We start from the raw sequence: 20218 nt of genomic DNA, 5'->3' as shown, positions 1-20218 counted from the left end.
CTTGTCTAGCCTTAGTTCGCCTCGCGTTGGGCGTAAAACGGCGACAAGCTAGCCTTAGCTAGCCTGACCTGGGCTTTTCTGCTCCTGAATTCGGCCGAACTGCAGGGTGGACCTAGCTGGCCCTAGCTGGCCCTGCCAAGATGTCGACATGGCAACTCGCGATCTCCGCCGCCTCGCCTCTCACGTGAAGGCACACCGGATGGAGCTGTACTCCTCGCGCCGCACGGCGGCGGAGGCCGTCGGCATCTCCAAGGACACGTGGCAGAGAGTCGAGGAGGCGCAGGTGGTGCGTGAGGTGACCTACGCCAAGGTTGATCGCGCGCTTGGATGGGCTGCGGGCAGCTGCGTCGAGGTGGCCGAAGGGGGCGAGCCGGTTCTGGTCGGTGGCGCTGATGGCGATGGAGTGCCCGCTGAAGGGGTGAGCGCCCTAGATCCCGAGACCGTGCGCCGCGCGGCGTTCGACGCGGCGCGCGCGACGCTTCCCACGGCGAGCATCGGGGATCTCGATGCATTCACGGATGAACTTATTGAAGCCCTGCGCCGCTCCGGCGATGTGGCTGAATAGGAAAGGAAAAGTCGGCCGACCGTACAACCATTCGGTCGTAACCTGATCGTAATCACTGGAGGTGACGAAACATCACCTTCCCCCTCCCGCCCACCCGTTCGGCGTGTAACTCTGACCAATCAACACCCACCCGGGGAGGTCTCCGTACGGAAGCACAGGGGGACCGGTGAGTAATGTCATCAGCCTGGATCTTGGGCCGTCGTCCAGTTTCCTTGGATACGCCACCCAAGTAGCAGGCGAGACGGTGTGTGTCCTGTCGTCCAGAGTGAGCCGCGACCGCGCGCTCCAAGAGCGCGTCCAGCGGTACATGAAGGCGCAGGGCCGCGACTGCCCGTCCTGCCGCGGATGCCCAGTCGGGCAGCGGCGGTAGGCCGCCAGCCGCCGCGGAGGGATCGACGGTAGGGGTACCCGTCGTCCTCCCGCGACAGCTCAGCAACACCATCCGGGGGGATGGAAGATGCCCAGTGTGGAGAGGCGCGGGAATTCGATCCGCGTGAAGTGGTGGGGCGGAGAGTATCTCCTCGACGACGAGGGAAATCCCACCAAGAAGAAGAAGTACGAAAGCGCGTCCGGCCCCGAGGATGGCGTCCCGTTCCAGGACGAAGACGAGGCGTATGCCTACGGGCTCGACCGAGAGTCCGATGTGCGCAACAACCGGCACCGACCACGGAACAAAGATCGCACGATGATGAGCGAGTACTGCGACCTCTGGTTCAAGAGCCTCGACCTGAGGGTGCGGTCCAACAAGACGTACCGGTCGCGACTCGACGCCGTCATCAAGCCCTATTGGCGGCACTACTCTGTCGACCAGGTCACCGCGATCGACTACGCCGCCTTCGACAAATTCGTCACCGGGAAGTACTCCGCCAGCTACCGCAAAGGCGTCCTCGCCGTCTTCAAGATGATGATGGACGACGCCATCGTGAAGTACCGGCTCCGCGAGGACACCCCGATCGTCGAGCAGCGAAGGCGCGGGAAATACAAGAGGGAGCAAGTCCGCAGGAAGAAACGCAACCTGCCCATCGAGGCCATTCACAAGGTCGCCGTCAATGCGCACACCATCTGGGGATACAGCGGGTGGACGTACATCTGGACCCTCGCGTTCACCTGCATGCGACCACCGGGCGAATCCTTCGGACTGCAGCGCGGATTCTGTTCCGCGCACTGGCCCGAATCAGAGCCGGACAAGGAACTCCGCGAGGAGTCCGTGGCCCGCTATCGGGGCCTGTCAGCGCTCCGCGTTCAATACCAGACGTACGTCGCCGATGGACGGCACGTTCTCGCGGCTCCGAAGTACGACAGCTGGAGAACAACGGTGATCCCGCCCTTCCTGGATGAGATGCACAACGCGGTCCTCGCGTCGCATCGAAGCCCGTGGCTCTTCGTCTCGATGACGGGCAAGCCGATGCTGTCGACCAACTTCAAGTCGGACTACTGGTATCCGATGCGGGACGGTGCGGACGAGAGGCCTGCGCGGCTGCGGTACGACCGCTGGCAGCGGCCCGAGATCCCTCCGGTGCCCGAGTTGGCCGGCACGGACATCTACCGTCTGCGGCACTGGGCCAAGGCGAAGCTGGACGAGCCGGGGGACATCCCGAAGGTGGCGATCGAGGCACGGATGGGGCATGAACTGCCGGGCGTGGAGGGCACATACAGTGAGGTGACCCTCGCCATGGAGGAGCGGATTGTGGAGTACCTTCAGTCCGTTTGGGAGAAGGAGGTAGTGGGGGCTGGTCTGTGGGTGCCACCGTTTCCCATCTCGTCCCCAGATGATCTATTGAATGAGGCTCCGCCGCTGTTCAGCGGCCTTCCGGTTCTGGAGAACTGATGATCGTCTGGATCAATGGTGCGTTCGGCGCGGGAAAGACGAGCGCCGCACGGGAACTGATCGAGCTGATCCCGAACAGCACGCTCTTCGACCCCGAGGTCATCGGTGGCACCCTGCCCTACCTCCTGCCGCCCAAGCGCCTCGACGAGGTGAACGACTATCAGGACCTGCCGATCTGGCGCCGTCTCGTCATCGACACCGCGGCCGCGCTGCACGCCGAGGTCGGCGGCGTTCTCGTGGTGCCGATGACACTGCTGCGCCAGGAGTACCGCGACGAGATCTTCGGCGGTCTCGCGGCGCGCAGGATCAGCGTGCACCACGTTCTGCTCGCGCCCGACGAAACGATCCTGCGCGAGCGGATATCCGGCCGGCCCGTGCCGCCGGAGCCCGACGGCGAGCTGCGGGTGCGACAGTGGGCCTTCGATCACATCGAGCCGTACCGGGCCGCGCGCGCCGACTGGATCGATGGTGACGCCCACGTCGTCGACACCAGTGTCCTCACGCCCTTCCAGACCGCCGAACGCCTCGCCGAGGCCGTCCGCAACGGCGCCGCACCCGTCTGCGACATCGTGCAGACACCGGAGCCCACCGCCGAGACCCTCGCCGCAGGGGTGCTCCTCTTCGACGAGCAGGACCGGGTGCTGCTCGTCGACCCCACGTACAAGGCCGGCTGGGAGTTCCCCGGCGGTGTCGTCGAGCCCGGCGAGGCGCCCGCGCGCGCGGGTGTGCGTGAGGTCGCCGAGGAGACCGGTATCCAGCTCACTGGCATGCCGCCCCTGCTGGTCGCCGACTGGGAACCGCCCAACCCGCCCGGCTGGGGCGGAATGCGCTTCCTCTTCGACGGAGGGCGGCTCGACAGCGGTGCGGTCCGCATGCTCCTGCCGGGACCCGAGCTCCGCGACTGGCGCTTCGTCACCGAACAGGAAGCGGCCGACCTGCTGCCCGCCGTGCGCTACGAACGACTGCGCTGGGCGCTCCGCGCACGGGAACGCGGCGCCACGCTCTACCTGGAGGCAGGCGTACCGCTCCGCGGGTAGCCGTCCGCGGAGCGGCGCAGCACGTCGTCCATGCGCCGACCATGAAAAGGAGCCCCGGACCCGCCCCGTCCCGGCGGGCCGGGTTCAGTTCGCCGCGTACTTCTGGAGGAACAGCGCCTCGGCCACCGAGAGCCGCTCCAACTCCTCGGGCGACACGCTCTCGTTGGCCGCGTGGATCTGCGCCTCCGGCTCGCTCAGGCCGATCAGCAGGATCTCCGCGCGCGGGTAGAGCGCCGAGAGGGTGTTGCAGAGCGGGATCGAGCCGCCCTGCCCCGCGTACTGCATCTCCTCGCCGGGGTAGGCCTCGGCCATCGCCTCGGCCATCGCCGCGTACGCCGGGCTCGTCGTGTCCGCGCGGAACGGCTGACCCTGCCCGATCTCCTCCGTCCGCACCCGCGCGCCCCACGGAGTGTGCGCCTCCAGGTGCGCCTGGAGCAGCTTCGTCGCCTCGACCGCGTCCACGCCCGGCGGCACCCGCAGGCTGATCAGCGCCCGCGCGGCCGCCTGCACCGACGGCGTCGCGCCGACCACCGGCGGGCAGTCGATGCCGAGGACCGTGACGGCGGGGCGCGCCCAGATGCGGTCGGCGACCGTGCCCTCGCCGATCAATTCCACACCGTTGAGGACCTTCGCGTCCCTGCGGAAGTCGCTCTCCTCGTACTGAAGCCCGTCCCACACGGCGTCGCTCGTCAGACCGTCGACCGTCGTCGAACCGTCCTCGGCGCGCAGCGAGTCAAGGGCGCGCACCAGCGCGGCGAGCGCGTCCGGGGCGGCGCCGCCGAACTGTCCGGAGTGCAGATTCCCCTTGAGGGTGTCGACACTGACGCGTACGAGCGTCATGCCGCGCAGCGTCGACGTCACCGTCGGCAGACCGACGCGGAAGTTGCCCGCGTCACCGATGACGATGGTGTCGGCCGTCAGCAGGTCGGGGTGGGCCTCCGCGTACCGCTCGAGACCGCCCGTGCCCTGCTCCTCGGAGCCCTCCGCGATGACCTTCACGTTCACCGGCACGCCGCCGTTGGCCTTCAGGGCGCGCAGCGCGAGCAGGTGCATGATGACGCCGCCCTTGCAGTCGGCGCTGCCCCGGCCGTACCAGCGGCCGTCGCGCTCCGTCAGCTCGAACGGCGGGGTCGCCCACGCGGCCTCGTCGAGCGGCGGCTGGACGTCGTAGTGCGCGTACAGGAGGACCGTCGGCGCACCCTCGGGGCCCGGCAGGAAGCCGTACACCGACTGCGTGCCGTCCGGGGTGTCGAGCAGCGCCACGTCCTGGAAGCCCTCGGCGCGCAGCGCGTCCGCCACCCAGCCGGCGGCGGCCTCGCTCTCGCTCTTCGGGAACTGGTCGAAGTCCGCCACCGACTTGAAGGCCACCAGTTCGGTGAGCTCCGCCTTCGCCCTCGGCATCAGTGAGGCGACGGTCTCGGCGATCGGATTCTGCGACATGGGCACGGTCCTCGTAGGTGCGACGTTGAACGGGGGAGTACATGTGATCCTCCCACAGGAGGGGCCCGGGAGGGTCCGCCGTAGGATGCCGGGGGAAAGCGCGGCCAACAGCGGGATCAGGAGCGGTAGACCAACGTGAGCAGCGAGAACTCAGCGGACGACACCCGGCACGTGTGGGACGTCGTCGTGGTCGGAGCCGGGCCCGCGGGGGCATCGGCGGCCTATGCGGCGGCGGTCGCGGGACGCACCGTCCTCCTCCTGGAGAAAGCCGACATCCCCCGTTACAAGACATGTGGCGGCGGCATCATCGGCCCCTCGCGCGACTCCCTGCCGCCCGGCTTCGAGCTGCCCCTGCGCGAGCGGGTGCACGCGGTGACGTTCACCCTCGACGGCAAGTTCAGCCGTACCCGCCGCTCCCGGCAGATGCTGTTCGGGCTGATCAACCGCGCCGAGTTCGACGAGCAGCTCGTCGAGCACGCGCAGAAGGCCGGTGCCGAGCTGCGCACCGGTGTCACCGTCGCGCGCGTGGAGCAGCACGGCACGGAGGTGCCCGACCGGCGGACCGTCGCCGTGGTGCTCCAGGGCGGCGAGACCGTCCTGGCCCGTGCCGTGGTCGGCGCGGACGGCAGCGCCAGCCGCATAGGCGCGCACGTCGGCGTGAAGCTCGACCAGGTCGACCTCGGTCTCGAGGCCGAGATCCCGGTGCCCGAGACGGTCGCCGAGGACTGGGCAGGCCGGGTCCTCATCGACTGGGGCCCCATGCCGGGCAGTTACGGCTGGGTGTTCCCCAAGGGCGACACCCTCACCGTCGGCGTGATCTCCGCCCGCGGCGAAGGCGCGGCCACCAAGCGGTACTTGGAGGACTTCATCGCCCGGCTCGGCCTCGCGGGCTTCGAGCCCAGCATCTCCTCCGGACACCTGACGCGCTGCCGCGCCGACGACTCGCCGCTCTCCCGTGGCCGCGTCCTGGTCTGCGGCGACGCGGCGGGCCTCCTGGAGCCGTGGACCCGCGAGGGCATCTCCTTCGCGCTGCGCTCCGGACGGCTCGCGGGGGAGTGGGCGGTCCGGATCGCCGAGGCGCACGACGCGGTCGACGCGCGCCGCCAGGCCCTGAACTACGCCTTCGCCATCAAGGCGGGCCTCGGAGTGGAGATGAGCGTCGGCCGCCGCATGCTCAAGGCCTTCGAGCGCCGCCCCGGCATGCTGCACACGGCGATCACGGGCTTCCGGCCCGCGTGGAACGCGTTCGCGAGGATCACGCGCGGTTCGACGACGCTGGGCGAGCTGGTGCGTACGCATCCGATGGTGGGGCGTGTCCTGCAAGGGCGGGGCGACCCGGCCGCCCGCTGACGGCCGTCGCGTCGCGCGTCCAACCGCTTTCCCGTCGCTCGTCCTACCGTGTCCTCTGCACGGTGATCCGGAAGACGGGGTGGTCGGGCGCGGCCGCAAGGATCTCCGCGTCGGAGGAGTCCGCGGTCACGCCCTGGAAGTACTGGTCGACCTCCCAGCCCCACTTCTTCAGGTAGCCGCGCAGCAGCGGCAGCTTCTCGGCGTCGGGCACCTCCACGGCGGTGAACTCGCGCACCTTGCGCCCCACCCGCAGCTGCCCGCCGCCCGCGACCCGCATGTTGCGCACCCACTGGGAGTGCCCGCGCGCCGACACGAGGTACTGACCTTTGTCGCCGTCGTTCGTGTACGGGTTGACGGGGATCCGCTGCATCTTGCCGCTCTTGCGTCCCCGGACGGAGAGCTCGGCGCTGCCCATCAGGCTGACTCCGTGCCGCGCCAGCCAGCCGATCACGCTGTTCAGGCGGACGTTGAGGCGGCTGCCCTCGAGGTAGTACGGCGTGGGAGTCGCGGACATGGTGCCCTCCTGGGGTGGTGGTGGGGAAGCCGTTCGGACCGACCGGAGCCGGGTTCGAGAGCACTGCTCGAGAGCACTGCTCTCGCTTGCGAGCAGTGTGCACGACGGCAGTGCTCCAAATCAAGAGCAGTGCTCTCGTTCGTGTGCACTGCTCCGACTGCGTGGCACACTGGCCGTATGAGCACCAGCACGAACGCCAGCTCCAGTACCGGCCCCCACGCCGACTCCAACGCCGGAACCAGCGCCACCCGAGGGGCCCGGGCCCGCGCCCGCGAAGAAGTGACCGCGGCGATCAAGGACGAGGCGCGCAGACAGCTCGCGGCCGACGGCGCCGCGAAGCTCTCCCTGCGCGCGGTCGCCCGCGAGCTCGGCATGGTCTCCTCGGCCCTCTACCGCTACTTCCCCAGCCGCGACGACCTCCTGACCGCGCTGATCATCGACGCGTACGACGCGGTCGGCGCCGCCGCGGAAGCCGCGCACGCGGACGCGGCCGGTGCGGAGCCGGTCCGGCGGTGGACGGCGGTGTGCGAGGCGGTACGTTCCTGGGCGCTGGAGCACCCGCACGAGTACGCGCTCATCTACGGCTCGCCCGTCCCCGGTTACAGCGCGCCGGACACGACCGTGCGGGCCGCCGCGCGCGTCGGCCTGGTCCTCATCGGCATCGTGCGCGACGCCCACCAAGGCAGGGGCGTCGCCTACGAGCGCCTGCCCGCCGAGCTGCGCACGGAAGGGGAGCGGCTCGCGGCGGACATCGCCCCCGACCTGCCGCCCGCGACGATCACCGCGATGGTCGCGGCATGGGCGCAGCTCTTCGGGCTCATCGGCTTCGAGGTGTTCGGCCAGTTCAACCGGATCGTCGAGGACCGCCCCACGTTCTTCTCGCACGCGGTGACGCAGTTGGCGCATGGGGTGGGGCTGCTGAGGTGCCCCACGGGGACGTCCTGATGGCCCTTGAGGCTGGTGACGCCCCCGAACGAGACCCACACCGTGGACCTCAAGTGGCCCGCGGGCGCGGGCGACATCAAGGGTGCGTACACCGACGTGCAGGTCTACCCCACGCACACCACCAAGTAGAGGGGTGGCTCAGGAGTGACCCCGTCGGGTACCGCCTACTCCCGCGGGAGTACGCGTGATCACCTCGCCCGTCGGACGCCCGCGCCACCCGCTCCCGTCTAGCGTGACCGTCATGGACGAGCAGCGCGAAGGCAGGCCGGGCGGTCCGCCCCCGAGGTGGGGCGGACCGTTCATGTGGCGGCACGGGCCGCCCTGGTGGATCTCCGGGGTCGGTGGGACGGCGGCGACGGCAGGGCCCGAGGCGTCGACGGCGCGTCGTCCGCCCTGGGTGACCACGGCCGCGCTCACCGTTTTCGTGCAGGTCGGGTCCCGCTTCGCCGAGCAGGGCCAACTCGACCGGGTGGACCTCAACGCCTTCGCGCGGGTGCTCCTGTTCCTGGCCACGGCGGTTCTCCTGCTCCGCCACCGGCACCCCGTACCGGTCGTGTACGCCACCGCGGCGCTCACACTCGTCTACGTCGCCGCCGGTTTCCCCTACGGCCCCGTCTTCCTCGCCATCGCCGTGAGCTGCTTCGCCGCGATCGTCGCGGGGCGCCGGCGTGCGGCCTGGGGAGCGGTCGGCGGGCTGTGGGTGGGGCATCTGCTGATCGCGCACTGGCTCTACCGGTGGCTGCCGCCCGGCGACGACGGCGCCCGCCCCTGGAGCGAGGAACTGGCCGCCGCCGTCTGGGTCGTCGCGATCGTCGCCGTCGCCGAACTGGCCCGCGTACGACGTGAACAGTGGGCGAAGGAACGTGCCGAGCGCGCGCAGGCCGCGAAGCGGCGGGCGGACGAGGAACGTCTGCGAATGGCACGCGAGCTGCACGACGTCCTCGCGCACAGCATCTCCGTCATCAACGTGCAGGCAGGCGTCGGCCTCGCGCTGCTCGACTCCGACCCGGAACAGGCCCGCACCGCGCTGACCACCATCAAGGCCGCGAGCAAAGAGGCGCTCGGCGAGGTACGTCAGGTCCTCGGCACCCTGCGCGCCCCCGGGGACGCGCCGCGCGCCCCGGCGCCCGGCCTGGACCGGCTGCCCGAACTCGTCGAGCAGGCCGGAAGCGCGGGTCTGGCCGTCGAAGTCACCACGGAGGGTGCTGTGGTGAAGCCCGCGCCCGGTACGGACCTCGCCGCTTTCCGCATCGTTCAGGAGGCGCTGACCAACGTCGTACGTCACTCGGGTTCGCGGCACGCACGCGTGCTGGTGCGCCACGAGACGGCGTCGCTGACCCTGCGGATCGACGACGACGGACCCGCCACCGGCACCGACGCGGGCGGCAGCGGCAACGGACTTGCCGGAACGCGGGAGCGCGCCGCCGCCCTCGGTGGCACGATCGAGGCGGGCCCGCGCCCGGACGGCGGCTTCCGCGTGACCGCCGTACTGCCCCGGGCGGCGGACGGGGTTTCCCGGGCCCGCACCGCACCTCGGGAGGAATAGTGATCCGCGTACTGCTCGCCGACGACCAGTCTTTGGTCAGAGCGGGTTTCAAGGCGCTGCTCGACGCGCAGGACGACATCGGAGTCGTCGGGGAGGCGGCGGACGGCGACGAGGCGGTGCGAATGGTGCGGGAACTGCGCCCCGACGTCGTCCTGATGGACATCCGCATGCCGGTCCTCGACGGGCTCACCGCCACCCGCAGGATCACCGACGAACCCGGTCTGGGGGACGTGAAGGTGGTCATGCTCACCACCTTCGAACTGGACGAGTACGTCTTCGAGGCGATCCGATCCGGAGCGTCCGGCTTCCTCGTCAAGGACACCGAACCGGACGAACTGCTGCGCGCCGTAAGGGCGGTGGTCGAGGGGGACGCGCTGCTGTCACCGGGTGTGACGCGGCGCCTCATCGCCGAGTTCGCCGCGCGTTCCAAGGAGCCCGCGGCCGCCGACACCCTCGTGGGCCTGACCGAACGGGAGCGTGAGGTGATGGCCCTGGTCGGCATCGGCCTCTCCAACGGGGAGATCGCGCGCCGCCTGGTCGTCTCTCCGCTCACGGCAAAGACCCATGTCAGCAGGACCATGGTGAAGCTGAACGCCCGGGACCGTGCCCAACTCGTCGTCCTCGCCTATGAGTCGGGGCTGGTCCGCCCGGGCTGGCTGGGCTGATCCGGACGGTCGGGCCGATCCGCTCGGTTCGGCCGGTCCGGCTCGTCGCGTCGGTGCGGTGCTCGTCCGTGGCGCAGGAGGATGGTCGCCAGGACCGCGAAGAAGGCGACGGCCCCGGCGATCACGCCCGCCCGGACCAGCGTCCCCTCGCTGGGCGACGTCACGCCGAAGAAGAACGCCGGTGACGCCACCGCGAGCATCGTGCAGCCGGCGAGGGACGCCGCCACGAACAGCGCGTACGCGATCTCGACCGTGTCCGCGTCGCGCTCCGCCTGCGTCCGTCGCTCCATCCTCCGAGTGTGCGGCGCGCGTTCCGCACGGGCAATGACCCGGTCGCGTACGGATACGGATACGAACACGGGTGCCGGTACGGGCGGGGGTGCCGCGCGTACCGCCGACAGGCCCCCTTCCGGTGGCGGCCCGCATGAAGCGTGCATACAACGGGATACACGCTCATGTGCGGGGCGAGAGTGTCCCGCTGAATGGAGAGACGAAATGGCCGCTGAGTCATTCTCCGCCGCAGGGGAAACGTCCGGGACCGGCGAACCGCTGATGTCCACATCGGTCCATTGGGGCACCGCCCGACTCGGCGTCCCGACCCGAGTGGAACCCGCCCCCTGGCCGCAGGCAGCGGGCCACACCACCGACGGGATCGCCACGGAACGGGAACGGGCCGTCGACGACGTCGAAGTCAGGGCTCCGGAGCCGGTGGTGCCCGACGCCGAGGACGACGCGGTGGAAGAGCTCATACGCGTCGCCGTGGTGTCGAGGCCGCTGGACGACGTGGTCGACCTCGTCACCCTCCTGGAGCAGTCGCCTGACGGTATGCCGACCGCCCGCTCCGTGCTCCGCCTGGCCGCCGTGGCGCGCTCCGTCGACGACGTCACCAGGCTGGTCGAACTCCTCGGCCCGCCGGAGCACCCCGCCGACCACATGGACGAGGCCATCCGGCACGCCGCCGAGGAGCGGCCCATCCCCGAGGTGAGCCGACTCGTCCACCTCCTGTCCCGTCCTCCGCACGACCCGCACAGCGGCGCCGAGGTGGTGCACGCCGCGGGTACGACCAGGTCGGTCGAGGACCTGATGCAGCTGATCGGCAGCCTGCGCGAGCAGAAGGAGAACGGTGCCTCGGGGGCCGCGGGCATGCCGGTCGGCGACAGCGCCACGGCCATCGGCACGGACAGCGGCGAGGCCGCCCACGCCGCCCACGGTGCCGCGGGTACCGACGCCAGCAACACGGCCGCCGTTCCGGCCCGCCCCGCGGCCGCCCCGGACACCCCGGCCACGCAGGTGCGGAACCGGACCTCCTTGGTGTGGCTGCGTCGCGTGGCGGGTGTGCTGCTCCTGCTCTGCGCGGCGGCACACGCCCCGCTGACCTGGTCGGACGCACCCCCCTTCGGTCTCGCCGTCGCGGTCGGCGTCTCCGCAGTCTGTGCGGTGGCGGGCGCGGCACTGTGCCTGAGCGGATCGCCGTTCGTGGCCGTGGCCGGCACCTTGGTGGCCGGTGCGCTGACCGTCGCCCATCTCGTGGACGACCGCATCGACTCGCGGGCGCTCGCCTACGTCCTGCGGCCGGAGCGGGTGACGGCGCCGCTGCCGACCCTGTCCGCGGCGATCGCGGCACTCGCCTCCCTGCTGGTCGTGGCGCTCACGATCGCCGCGCTCAGGGCTTCGGCGGGCCGGGACCGCACCTGACCACATCGTATGCGTATGCATTTAATGACGGTGCAACAAAGGGTCGGAACTCTGCTACCGTGCGGTCCTATGGCGGCGAAAACGGCCGAGCAGGGCCTCGTGAATCACGAGCAGCGGCTCGTGGATGAGTGGCGCGACATCCTCGCGGTGCATGCGCGCACCCTGTGCGAGCTCGACCGGGAACTGCACCCGTACGGTCTGGGCGCGAGCGACTTCGAGGTCCTCGACGTACTGGCCGAGGGGTCGTCGGACGACGGTGGCTGCACGTTCCGCGTGCAGGAGATCTCCGCGCAGGTCCACCTGAGCCAGAGCGCGCTCTCCCGCCTCATCGGGCGGCTGGAGAAGGACGGCCTCGTGGAGCGCGGCATGTGCAGCGAGGACCGTCGCGGCGTACGCGTATCCCTCACCGACAAGGGGCGCGCACTGCACCAGGAGGTGCGGCCGTTGCAGCGGGCCGTCCTCGGACGGATGCTCGACACCCCCACCGACTGACACCCCCACCGACTGACGGCCCCACCGGCTGACGGCCCCACCTGCCGTGCCGCTCACCTCACCCCATGACGATCGCGGACTTCTCCCGCCACAGCGCCGCCAGTGCGGTGTCACCCGTCACCTGCGGGAACGGCAGCCGGTTCCACAGCGCCAGATAGAGCCGCGTCGCCGGGCCCGACACCTCGCAGTCCGCGTGCGCCGTCGCGCCGTGCTCCGCGACCGGCGGCCCGTCGGAGAGACGTACGGTCCAGGTCCGCTCGTCCGTGGCCCGCACCCGCAGCACGCACGGAACGTCACTGCGCACCCGGCTCTTCTCGCGGCCGTGGAAGCCGAACAGCAGCTCCTCGATCCCGTCCACGGCGAAGTCGACATCCATCGGCGACGGCGTGCCCCCGCGCGCGGACTCGGCGTCCACCCGGTGGACCGTCGTCTCGTTCGCCTGCCGCCGGGCCCAGAACGCCAGCGGCGAAGGCGCGGGCAGGAACGTCCAGCACTCGACGTCGGGCGGGGCGGATTCGAGCGTCGCGACGAGAGCGGCGTGCCCCTCGCGGAACCACTCGACAAGGGCGTCTCCGTCCAGGTCGGGGAGTTCGCCGCCCAACTGGTAGGAGGTGCGCCGCTCGGTGATGAACGCGGCAGCCCACCGGTGGACCATTCCGGCGTGCCGCAGCAGGTCCCGCACCTGCCAGCCCGGACAGGTCGCGACCTTGGCGTCGGTCCCCGCCTCGGCGGCGGCACGGGACAGCAACTGGCCTTCTTTGGCAACTACTTGAATGTGCTCGGAGATCTCCATGCGGGCGATTGTGTCGGATGGAGTGCGCTGGAACCGGAACCTCCGGGGGATCTGGGACCGATTGCGTACGCTCCGTAGCCATCCGGGTCGTGGGCTCCTAGGGTGACGCCCATACGGAGAGGTGTGAACGTCCCCAACTTCGGGCCGGGGACGCACCCGGAGTACCTCGCCCGTTGGGCCGAGACCGTGGAGGGTCTCGGCTTTGAACTGCTGCTGACCATCCAGGACGTCGTACCCGGCTCCGTCTCAGACCATGAACTGGTCGTACTTCGCCATGTGTGCGCGCAGCTCCTCCATGCTGGGACTGCGCCCGTCGGCCGTCAGCCGGCCCAGGCCGCGGAAGTAGTCCTCGCGGTCGTAGATCGGGTAGAACATGATCAGCAGGGTGGCGTCTGCGGTGCCCCGGTTGGTGAAGCCGTGCGGTTCACCCTTGGGGACGTACGCGAACGCGCCCGGCTCGCCCACCACCTTGCGGTCGCCGACGGTGAACTCGATCTCACCCTTGACCACGTAGAACATCTCGGTGGACCGCTTGTGGGTGTGCGGGGCCGCGCCCTTCGCCTCCGGAGCCATGTGGTGCTCGAAGAAGCCGAACTCCCCGTTGGAGTCGGGCGTGGTGAGCTTCAGATACGTCCTCTTCGTGTCCCGGATGTCGACATATTCGCCTTCACCTGCGGGGTCTTGGCGCTCTGGGCCCGCGCCCATCGGCCGACGACCGGCGCGGCGAGGCCGCAGACGGCGAACAGCGCGGCCAGTACGGCCCACCCGGTGGTGCCGGACGTGATGACCAGGCCGACCACAAGCGGTGCCGCGATCTGCTGGACGGCCACGCCGAGCCAGAAGACCGACAGGTAGACGCCTTCCTGGCCGGGCGCCGCGAGCAGATACGACCCGCCCCAGCCGCCCGCGGACTGGAACAGTTCGCCCGCGGTCAGCGCGACCATGGCGAGGAGCAGCACGCCGACCGCCACGAGGACGGGCGGCCTCGGTGCCGCGATCAGGAGCAGGCAGCAGACGGCGAGGGCGATGCCCGCCCGCACCAGCGCCCGCGCGGACCCGGCGATGGTCTCGGTGCCGCGGCTGGCACGCACCTGCAGAGCCACCGCGAGCACGGTGTTCACCGCCACCAGGGGCGAGATCACCGCGGCCGGGACCTCCGTGTGCTCGACGACCCACAGCGGGATGCCGATGCTCAGCAGCGTCATGTGCATCGTCAGCACCGCGTTGATCCCGGTGAACGACAGGAACGGCCGGTCCCGCAGCGCGTCGACGGAGAAGCGGCGCCGCAGGCTCTTCGCCGGGGTGCTGAGCACCGGCAGCCGGTGGGCGAGGAGTGCGAGTACGGCGAACGAGGCCGCGTTGAGCAGGAGGATCGCGGCGTAACCGGCCCGGGTGTCGATCAGCAGCCCGACCCCGCCGAGCAGCGCGCCGACGGTGAAGCCGACGTTGCGCAGCGACCGCAGCACCGCGACCACCCTGACCCGGTCGTCGGTCGCCGTCACCTGCCCCACCAGGGCCTGTTCCATCGGCGCCGCCGCCTTGTCGACCAGGCCGAGCAGGCACACCACCGTCAGGAACTGCCACAGGTTCTGCACGAACGGGTAGAGGACAAAGCAGGCGCAGCGCCACAGGCTGACGCCGACCAGGACCTTCTTCGGGCTGATCCGGTCGGCGAGGATGCCGAGGGGGACGGCCGTGGCCAGCGCGATCGCGGCGGACAGCGTCAGGCCGAGGCTCAGCTCGCCCACGGAGAGTCCGACGGACCGCGTGATGAACGGTACGGAGACGGCCAGGAAGGCGCCCGTGCCGACGGCGTCGATCATCGCCATCACGGAGAGCCGCAGGCCGACCCGTCCGCCGGGGACGGACCGGGGCCAGCCCCTGACGCGCTGCCGGAGAGCAGACATGGCTTCCTCACTCCGTGGTGATGTGGATGGCCGCGTCCGCGGCCAGGACGCTTCGGTGCGCGCTGGCCGCGTCGGGCCCTGTCGCGATCACGTGTCCTGCGCGGTCCCACGAGGACGCCCACGGCCGGACCTCCTGCCCGGCCTCGACGTCGATCTCCACCGTCCGTACGCCGGGCAGTGCCCGCGCCGCGTCCGTCCCGTCGACCGCCGTGACGGTGCCGGGCTCGGCGGCGAGGAACCGGATGGCCGAGGTGCGTCGGGCGGTACGGGGGAGGGTGACCGGACGGCCTGCCAGCAGGTCGATGAGGGCCAGCCTGATCCGCGTGCCGTACGCCAGGTCGTTCAGGTCGATCAGGTAGTCGCCGGGGCAGCGTCCCGCGCACTCCACCAGCGCCGGACCGGACGCGGTCAGGATCCACTCGGCGTGCAGGATGCCGGTGCGGTAGCCGGTCGCCTTGGCCGGAAATGGGGGTTGACGTATCGCCCGGCGTGGTGCGCTCAGGTCACTCCGCACTCAAGGCGCGCAGGCGTGCGGCCCCGTCTCAGGGGCGCGTGGTGTAGCCGATCACGGCGGCGAGACCCGCGAGCACGGCCACGCTGGTGAGGGCGGTGGGCAGGGTGAACCAGTCGGCCATGAACCCGATGGCGGGCGGGCCGAGGAGCATGCCGCCGTAGCCGAGGGTGGAGGCGGTGGCGACACCGTTGGGCCCGGCCAGGGCGCCGGCGCGCTCGATGGCGACGGGGAAGATGTTGGCGAGCCCGAGACCGGTGACGGCGAAGCCGAGGAGTGCCGCCCATACCGTCGGGGCGAGCGCGCCGAGCAGCATGCCGGCGGCCGCCGTGGCGCCGCCCGCGACGAGTATCGGGGTCTGGCCGAACCGTTCGAGCAGGGTGGTTCCGCTGAGCCGGCCGAGGGTCATGGCGAGGGCGAAGCAGGAGTAGCCCGCGGCGGCGATGCCCGGGTGGGCGGCCAGGTCCTGTTCGAGGTGGAGCGCGCCCCAGTCGGCGAGCGCGCCTTCGCCGAAGGCGGTGCAGAGCGCGATGAGCCCGAAGACGAGGACGAGGCGGCGGGTGCGGGTGGTGGGGCGGTGGGGGGTGTGGTCAGAGCTGTCGCCGTCCGGGCCGACAGCTGCGGCCAGGTCGGTGTTCGCGTCCGGGGTGCCATCGCGGTCCTGGGTGCCGTCGGCCGGGTTCCGGCTCCCGGCTGGGGTCGGGGGCTCCATGCGGAGGAGGGCGCGTCCGGCGAAGCCGGTGACGAGCAGGCCGATCACGGTGAGGGTGAGCAGGTGGCGCGTGGGGGAGAGGGAACCCGCGATCAGTCCGCCGAGCCCGGCGCCCGCCATGCCGCCGAGGCTGAACGCCGCGTGGAAGCTGGGCATGATCGGGCGGCGCAGGGCGGCCACGAGGTCGACGGCGGCGCTGTTGAAGGCGACGTTGATGCCCCCGTACGCCGCTCCGAAGACCAGCAGCACCGTGCCCAGCGCCGGTGCCGAGTGGGTCAGGGGTGGCAGGGCGACGCTGAGTGAGAGCAGTACGGCGCAGGCGACGGTCACGGGATGCGTGCCGAAGCGGCGGCAGAGCCGTCCGGTCAGCGTCATCGTGATGACCGCGCCGACGGAGACTCCGAGCAGCGCGAGCCCGAGATCGCTGGCGGACGCGCCGGTCTGGTCCTTGATCGCGGGGATGCGGACGACCCATCCGGCGAAGATGAATCCGTCCAGGGCGAAGAAGACCGTGAGGACGACACGGAGGCGGCGGAGGCCGGGGGGTGTGGGGGAAGGTCGCGACGCTGCGGTCCCGATTTTGTTTAGTAGCGGCACAAAGTCAGAGTAGGGGTGCGCGCGGGGCACGGACAAGACGGGTGCGTGGCGGTGCGCGCGAGGGCCGCGTGACGTGAAGTGACCGGGTGCACGACGAAGCGACGGCATGCCGGTGGCATACGCGGCGGTTCACGGGAGGAACGGGCGGATGACGAATGAACGGCGGGGCCGTGTACGGATCATGGGAGACTCGCCCACATGAACGGCAAGGCTGACCCCCGTGCCGAGGGGGAAGTGACCACGCGTACCCGCCTGGAGCGAGGGCGCGGTGCGCTGGGCCCCGCGCTCGAACTGGTCCACACCGGGCGTGCCCCCACCCGTGCCGTGCTCACCGCGGAGCTGGGCGTCACCCGCGCCACGGCGGGCGCGGTCGCCGCCGAGCTCGAGGCGCTCGGGCTGATCCGGATCGACGCGAAGCCGAGCGCGGCCGCGGGCTCGCAGGGCAGGCCGTCGCACCGGCTCGCCGTCGCGGAGGAGGGGCCTGTCGCGCTCGCCGCGCAGGTGCACGCCGACGGGTTCAGGGCCGCGCTGGTCGGGCTCGGCGGGGGCATCGTGGCGACGGCACCGGGCTGCGAGACCGTCGATGCCGACCCGGCGCAGGTCCTCGGGGCGGTCGTCGACGCGGGCGCGCGGCTGCTCCGCGAGACGGGACGGCGCTGTGTGGGCTCGGGGCTCGCCGTGCCGTCCGCGGTCGCCAAGCCGGAGGGCACCGCTCTCAACCCCCTGCACCTGGCGTGGCCCGCGGGCGCGCGGGTCAGCGAGATCTTCGCTGAGTGCGTACGGGACGCGGGCATCGAGGGTCCGGCCTTCGCGGGCAACGACGTGAACCTCGCCGCGATCGCCGAGCACCGCCACGGCGCGGGCCGCGGCGCCCGGGACCTGCTGTGCGTGGCGACCGGCCACCGGGGCGTCGGCGGCGCGCTCGTCCTCGACGGCCGCCTGCACACCGGGAGTTCGGGCCTCGCCCTGGAGGTGGGGCACCTCACGGTGAACTCCGCGGGGCGCCCTTGCTACTGCGGCAGCCGGGGCTGCCTGGACGTCGAGACGGACCCGCTGGCCTTCCTGACTGCGGCGGGCCGCGAGCCGGGACTCGAGGGACTCCTCGTACAGGCCCGCGAACTGCTCCGCGGCGCCTACGGGGACCCGTCCGTGCGCTCCGCCGCCGAGGCACTCATCGACCGGCTCGGCCTCGGACTCGCGGGCCTGGTCAACATCCTCAACCCCGACCGCATCATCCTGGGCGGCCTGCACCGCGCCCTCCTGGAGGCGGACCCGGAACGGCTGCGCGCGGTCGTCGCGGACCGGAGCCTGTGGGGGCGGAGCGGCGGCGTACCGATCCTGGCGTGCACGCTGGACCACAACAGCCTGGTGGGAGCGGCGGAGCTGGCCTGGCAGCCGGTACTGGACGATCCGCTGGGGGCGTTGGGGTAGCGGCCGGACAGCGGCACTCGCGCGCAGCCGGTCAGGAAGACTCGTCCTGCGAGTCCTGCGAGTCCTGCGAGTGCTGCGAGTCCTGCGAATGCTGCGAGTGCTGTGCGCGCCGCGCCGCCGGGAACGTGACACCGAGGACCCCGCCCGCGCCCCCGCCCATCACCAGGCCCATCGCCATGTTGTCGAAGACGGCCGGCCCGAGCACCAGCCCAACGGCAACGCCGATCAGCATGCCTACAGCCAGGCCTGCACCGACGGACGGTGCCACAGCGTTCTCATTGTTCGTCACACGATCAGTGTGGCTGGATGCCGGGCGAGCGGGCAAAGCCGCTCCAGGGCGTCAGACAGGCCGCCGCACTCGCTCAGCCACCCCGTGGGACAGCTCCAGTTGGCCGTCCTCCAGATTCCACTTGCCCTTCTGATACGCGTGGTTGCTCACCCAGAACACCATGATCCGCTGGCGGCGGTACTCCGCGACCGTCCCCAGTGACCAGTCGTTGCCGCCGTCGTGCCAGGCGACCCGGCCGTCGTCGGTGTCGACGACGACCCAGCCGTAGCCGTACGAGCCGTCCAGCTCCGGCACCCGCACCTGAGGGGAGAACAGCTTCCGTTTCGCGGTACTGGAGAGGACGGTGTCGCCGGTGAGGGCACGGTGCCAGCGGAACATGTCCCGGGCGGTGGAGAGCATTCCGCCGTTGCCGCGCAGGTTCCAGAACGGGCCGTCGGGCGCCCACGGGTGGTCCATCGGCCGTCCCTGGGCACGCCCGTGCCGGTCGTATTCGACGGCGACCTGAGCGCGGTCCCAGGCAGGCAGCACGTAACCGGTGCCGGTCATTCCGGCGGGCCGGAACAGGCGCTCCGCCAGGAAACGTTCGTAGCTCTGTCCGGAGACCTTCTCGACGATCGCGGCCAGCAGGCTGTAGCCGACGTTCGAGTAGTGGAACTCCTTGCCCGGCGCCGACCGCAGCCGTGCCTTCATCGCGCCGGTGAGCATCTCCGCGCGCGACACCGGCTCGTAGTCGTCGCCGAGGCCCTCGGGCAGGCCCGCCGTGTGCGTGAGGAGCTGGTGCAGGGTGATGTCCCGCTTGTCATCGGGGACCGGCCCGAGGTACCGGTCGATCCGGTCGGTCACTCGCAACTCGCCCGCCATCTCCAGCTTCAGGACGGCGGCGGCGGTGAACTGTTTCGTCATCGACATGACGTCGTACACGGTGTCGCACGTGGCAGGGGCCTCCGCCGCGCGGTCGGCGAGACCGCGTCCCGCGCAGTGCTTGAGCGCACCGCCCCGGGCGGCGGCCACGGTGATGCCGGGCCCCTTGGGCAGCACCCCGTCGAGGTAACGGTCGACAGCGGGGTCGACCCGCTCCGACGCACCCGGATCCTCCCTCGCCTCCTTGCCGTCACCGTCCGCCGAACCGGACAGGGTGCGGACATCCGAGCACCCGACGAACGCGGGCGTGAGAACGAGCAGCAGCACGAGGGAACCGAGGCGATTCACGCAGGACTCCAAGACAGCGACGACAGTTACGAGGCCGAGACTGACCGCCGCTGCGCCACTCGCTCGACGGTTGAGCTGTTCGAGAGTGTGCGAGTTTCCGTACGTGCAGGTCAGCGGAGTACGCCGGAACCGGAGGAACCCCACCATGACGTCCCCGATGTCACCGCCCGCGCCGCCCCGCACGGCGGGCCCCGCCGACGAGGCCGCCTTCATGGCCGAGCTGCGCCGCCTCAAGGCCTGGTCGGGCCTCAGCTACCGGGAGCTGGAGCGCGCGGCGGACGCGGCGGGCGAGGTGCTGCCGTACTCGACCGCCGCGACCATGCTCCGCCGGGACCGTCTGCCCCGCGAAGCCGTACTCGTCGCCTTCCTCGTCGCGTGCGGGCTCGACGCCGACGACACCCGGCGGTGGGTGACCGCCCGCCGGGAACTCGCGGCGGGCCCGCGGTCACCCGTCCCCACCGTGGAACAACCGCAGCCGCCCGTGCCGGAGCCGCTTGTACGGCACCGGCACCGGTGGCGACGGGCGCGCCTCGCGGTCGTCGGCCTCGTGGCGGCCGCGGCGGTCCTCGTCGGCGCGGGCGCGGCGGCGACCGGCGCGACGACCGTGCAGGAGGAGCAGCACACGGCGGGGATCGGGCAACGGCCCTAGCGTGCGTCAGCCTGAGCGCGCGTCAGCCTGAGCGCGCGTCAGC

At 71.1% G+C, this 20218-nt stretch carries 21 protein-coding genes; 11 read left to right on the top strand and 10 right to left on the bottom strand.

Features of this window, described 5'->3' with window-relative positions:
• Positions 1-148 precede the first annotated feature (148 nt).
• From NOO62_RS05080 to NOO62_RS05070, 3 genes are all read left to right on the top strand, one after another.
• Positions 149-565: a hypothetical protein gene (locus NOO62_RS05080; protein WP_268769692.1), complete on the top strand. Its 417-nt coding sequence runs from the start codon at positions 149-151 to the stop codon at positions 563-565.
• A 457-nt stretch (positions 566-1022) separates the two neighbouring features.
• Positions 1023-2393 carry an integrase gene (locus NOO62_RS05075; protein ID WP_268769691.1) on the top strand — a complete coding sequence of 457 codons (1371 nt, stop codon included), beginning with the start codon at positions 1023-1025 and terminating at the stop codon, positions 2391-2393.
• Entirely contained in the window at positions 2390-3430 is a 1041-nt protein-coding gene (locus tag NOO62_RS05070; RefSeq protein ID WP_268775475.1) for an NUDIX hydrolase, read from the top strand. The genes NOO62_RS05075 and NOO62_RS05070 overlap by 4 nt, the downstream gene beginning before the upstream one ends.
• Positions 3431-3514: 84 nt before the next feature.
• On the opposite strand, the gene NOO62_RS05065 is transcribed toward NOO62_RS05070, so the two are convergent.
• On the bottom strand, positions 3515-4870 hold the full coding sequence (locus NOO62_RS05065) for a dipeptidase (protein WP_268769690.1): 1356 nt from the start codon (positions 4868-4870) through the stop codon (positions 3515-3517).
• A 135-nt stretch (positions 4871-5005) separates the two neighbouring features.
• Here NOO62_RS05065 and NOO62_RS05060 point away from each other — a divergent pair, with 135 nt between their 5' ends.
• Complete coding sequence (locus NOO62_RS05060; protein WP_268769689.1) at positions 5006-6220, top strand: geranylgeranyl reductase family protein; 1215 nt, start codon at positions 5006-5008, stop codon at positions 6218-6220.
• A 43-nt stretch (positions 6221-6263) separates the two neighbouring features.
• Here NOO62_RS05060 and NOO62_RS05055 read toward each other — a convergent pair whose 3' ends face one another.
• Positions 6264-6734, bottom strand: coding sequence for a nitroreductase family deazaflavin-dependent oxidoreductase (locus NOO62_RS05055; RefSeq protein WP_268769688.1), 471 nt, complete (start codon positions 6732-6734; stop codon positions 6264-6266).
• A 177-nt stretch (positions 6735-6911) separates the two neighbouring features.
• Between NOO62_RS05055 and NOO62_RS05050 the strand changes: the two genes are divergently transcribed.
• The 3 genes from NOO62_RS05050 (at position 6912) to NOO62_RS05040 (ending at position 9890) form a co-directional block, all read left to right on the top strand.
• Positions 6912-7679 (top strand): TetR/AcrR family transcriptional regulator, encoded by a 768-nt coding sequence (locus tag NOO62_RS05050; protein ID WP_268769687.1) that lies wholly within the window; start codon positions 6912-6914, stop codon positions 7677-7679.
• A gap of 241 nt (positions 7680-7920) precedes the next feature.
• A complete protein-coding gene (locus NOO62_RS05045; RefSeq protein WP_268769686.1) occupies positions 7921-9225 on the top strand; it encodes a sensor histidine kinase in 1305 nt (434 codons plus the stop codon).
• Positions 9225-9890 (top strand): response regulator, encoded by a 666-nt coding sequence (locus NOO62_RS05040; RefSeq protein WP_268769685.1) that lies wholly within the window; start codon positions 9225-9227, stop codon positions 9888-9890. The genes NOO62_RS05045 and NOO62_RS05040 overlap by 1 nt, the downstream gene beginning before the upstream one ends.
• Here NOO62_RS05040 and NOO62_RS05035 read toward each other — a convergent pair.
• On the bottom strand, positions 9851-10180 hold the full coding sequence (locus tag NOO62_RS05035) for a DUF6332 family protein (RefSeq protein ID WP_268769684.1): 330 nt from the start codon (positions 10178-10180) through the stop codon (positions 9851-9853). The genes NOO62_RS05040 and NOO62_RS05035 overlap by 40 nt on opposite strands.
• A 205-nt stretch (positions 10181-10385) precedes the next feature.
• Between NOO62_RS05035 and NOO62_RS05030 the strand changes: the two genes are divergently transcribed.
• A complete protein-coding gene (locus NOO62_RS05030; RefSeq protein WP_268769683.1) occupies positions 10386-11585 on the top strand; it encodes a hypothetical protein in 1200 nt (399 codons plus the stop codon).
• A gap of 69 nt (positions 11586-11654) precedes the next feature.
• Positions 11655-12077 (top strand): MarR family winged helix-turn-helix transcriptional regulator, encoded by a 423-nt coding sequence (locus tag NOO62_RS05025; protein ID WP_268769682.1) that lies wholly within the window; start codon positions 11655-11657, stop codon positions 12075-12077.
• 58 nt (positions 12078-12135) lie between these two features.
• Here NOO62_RS05025 and NOO62_RS05020 read toward each other — a convergent pair whose 3' ends face one another.
• The 5 genes from NOO62_RS05020 to NOO62_RS04995 form a co-directional block, all read right to left on the bottom strand.
• A complete protein-coding gene (locus NOO62_RS05020) occupies positions 12136-12870 on the bottom strand; it encodes a maleylpyruvate isomerase family mycothiol-dependent enzyme (RefSeq protein WP_268769681.1) in 735 nt (244 codons plus the stop codon).
• A 246-nt stretch (positions 12871-13116) separates the two neighbouring features.
• A complete protein-coding gene (locus tag NOO62_RS05010) occupies positions 13117-13443 on the bottom strand; it encodes a cupin domain-containing protein (RefSeq protein WP_268769680.1) in 327 nt (108 codons plus the stop codon).
• Between the two features lie 50 nt (positions 13444-13493).
• Positions 13494-14777, bottom strand: a complete 1284-nt coding sequence (locus NOO62_RS05005; protein ID WP_268769679.1) for an MFS transporter — start codon at positions 14775-14777, stop codon at positions 13494-13496.
• 7 nt (positions 14778-14784) lie between these two features.
• Positions 14785-15291, bottom strand: a complete 507-nt coding sequence (locus NOO62_RS05000) for a hypothetical protein (RefSeq protein ID WP_268769678.1) — start codon at positions 15289-15291, stop codon at positions 14785-14787.
• Positions 15292-15319: 28 nt separating this feature from the next.
• Positions 15320-16597: an MFS transporter gene (locus NOO62_RS04995; RefSeq protein ID WP_414930765.1), complete on the bottom strand. Its 1278-nt coding sequence runs from the start codon at positions 16595-16597 to the stop codon at positions 15320-15322.
• Between the two features lie 198 nt (positions 16598-16795).
• Here NOO62_RS04995 and NOO62_RS04990 point away from each other — a divergent pair, with 198 nt between their 5' ends.
• Positions 16796-18028: an ROK family protein gene (locus NOO62_RS04990; protein ID WP_268769677.1), complete on the top strand. Its 1233-nt coding sequence runs from the start codon at positions 16796-16798 to the stop codon at positions 18026-18028.
• A 31-nt stretch (positions 18029-18059) separates the two neighbouring features.
• On the opposite strand, the gene NOO62_RS04985 is transcribed toward NOO62_RS04990, so the two are convergent.
• Both NOO62_RS04985 and NOO62_RS04980 read right to left on the bottom strand, forming a co-directional pair.
• A complete protein-coding gene (locus NOO62_RS04985) occupies positions 18060-18317 on the bottom strand; it encodes a hypothetical protein (RefSeq protein ID WP_268769676.1) in 258 nt (85 codons plus the stop codon).
• Between the two features lie 51 nt (positions 18318-18368).
• Positions 18369-19526 (bottom strand): serine hydrolase domain-containing protein, encoded by a 1158-nt coding sequence (locus NOO62_RS04980; protein WP_268769675.1) that lies wholly within the window; start codon positions 19524-19526, stop codon positions 18369-18371.
• Positions 19527-19671: 145 nt separating this feature from the next.
• Between NOO62_RS04980 and NOO62_RS04975 the strand changes: the two genes are divergently transcribed.
• The gene (locus NOO62_RS04975; protein ID WP_268769674.1) at positions 19672-20175 is read left to right on the top strand and encodes a helix-turn-helix domain-containing protein; all 504 of its coding nucleotides are present in this window, start codon (positions 19672-19674) and stop codon (positions 20173-20175) included.
• Positions 20176-20218: the final 43 nt, after the last annotated feature.

The sequence above is a fragment of the Streptomyces sp. Je 1-369 genome, from assembly GCF_026810505.1.
GTDB lineage: Bacteria > Actinomycetota > Actinomycetes > Streptomycetales > Streptomycetaceae > Streptomyces.
Note: the sequence above shows the minus strand (reverse complement) of the source record. Positions and strands in the feature narration are given on the sequence as shown.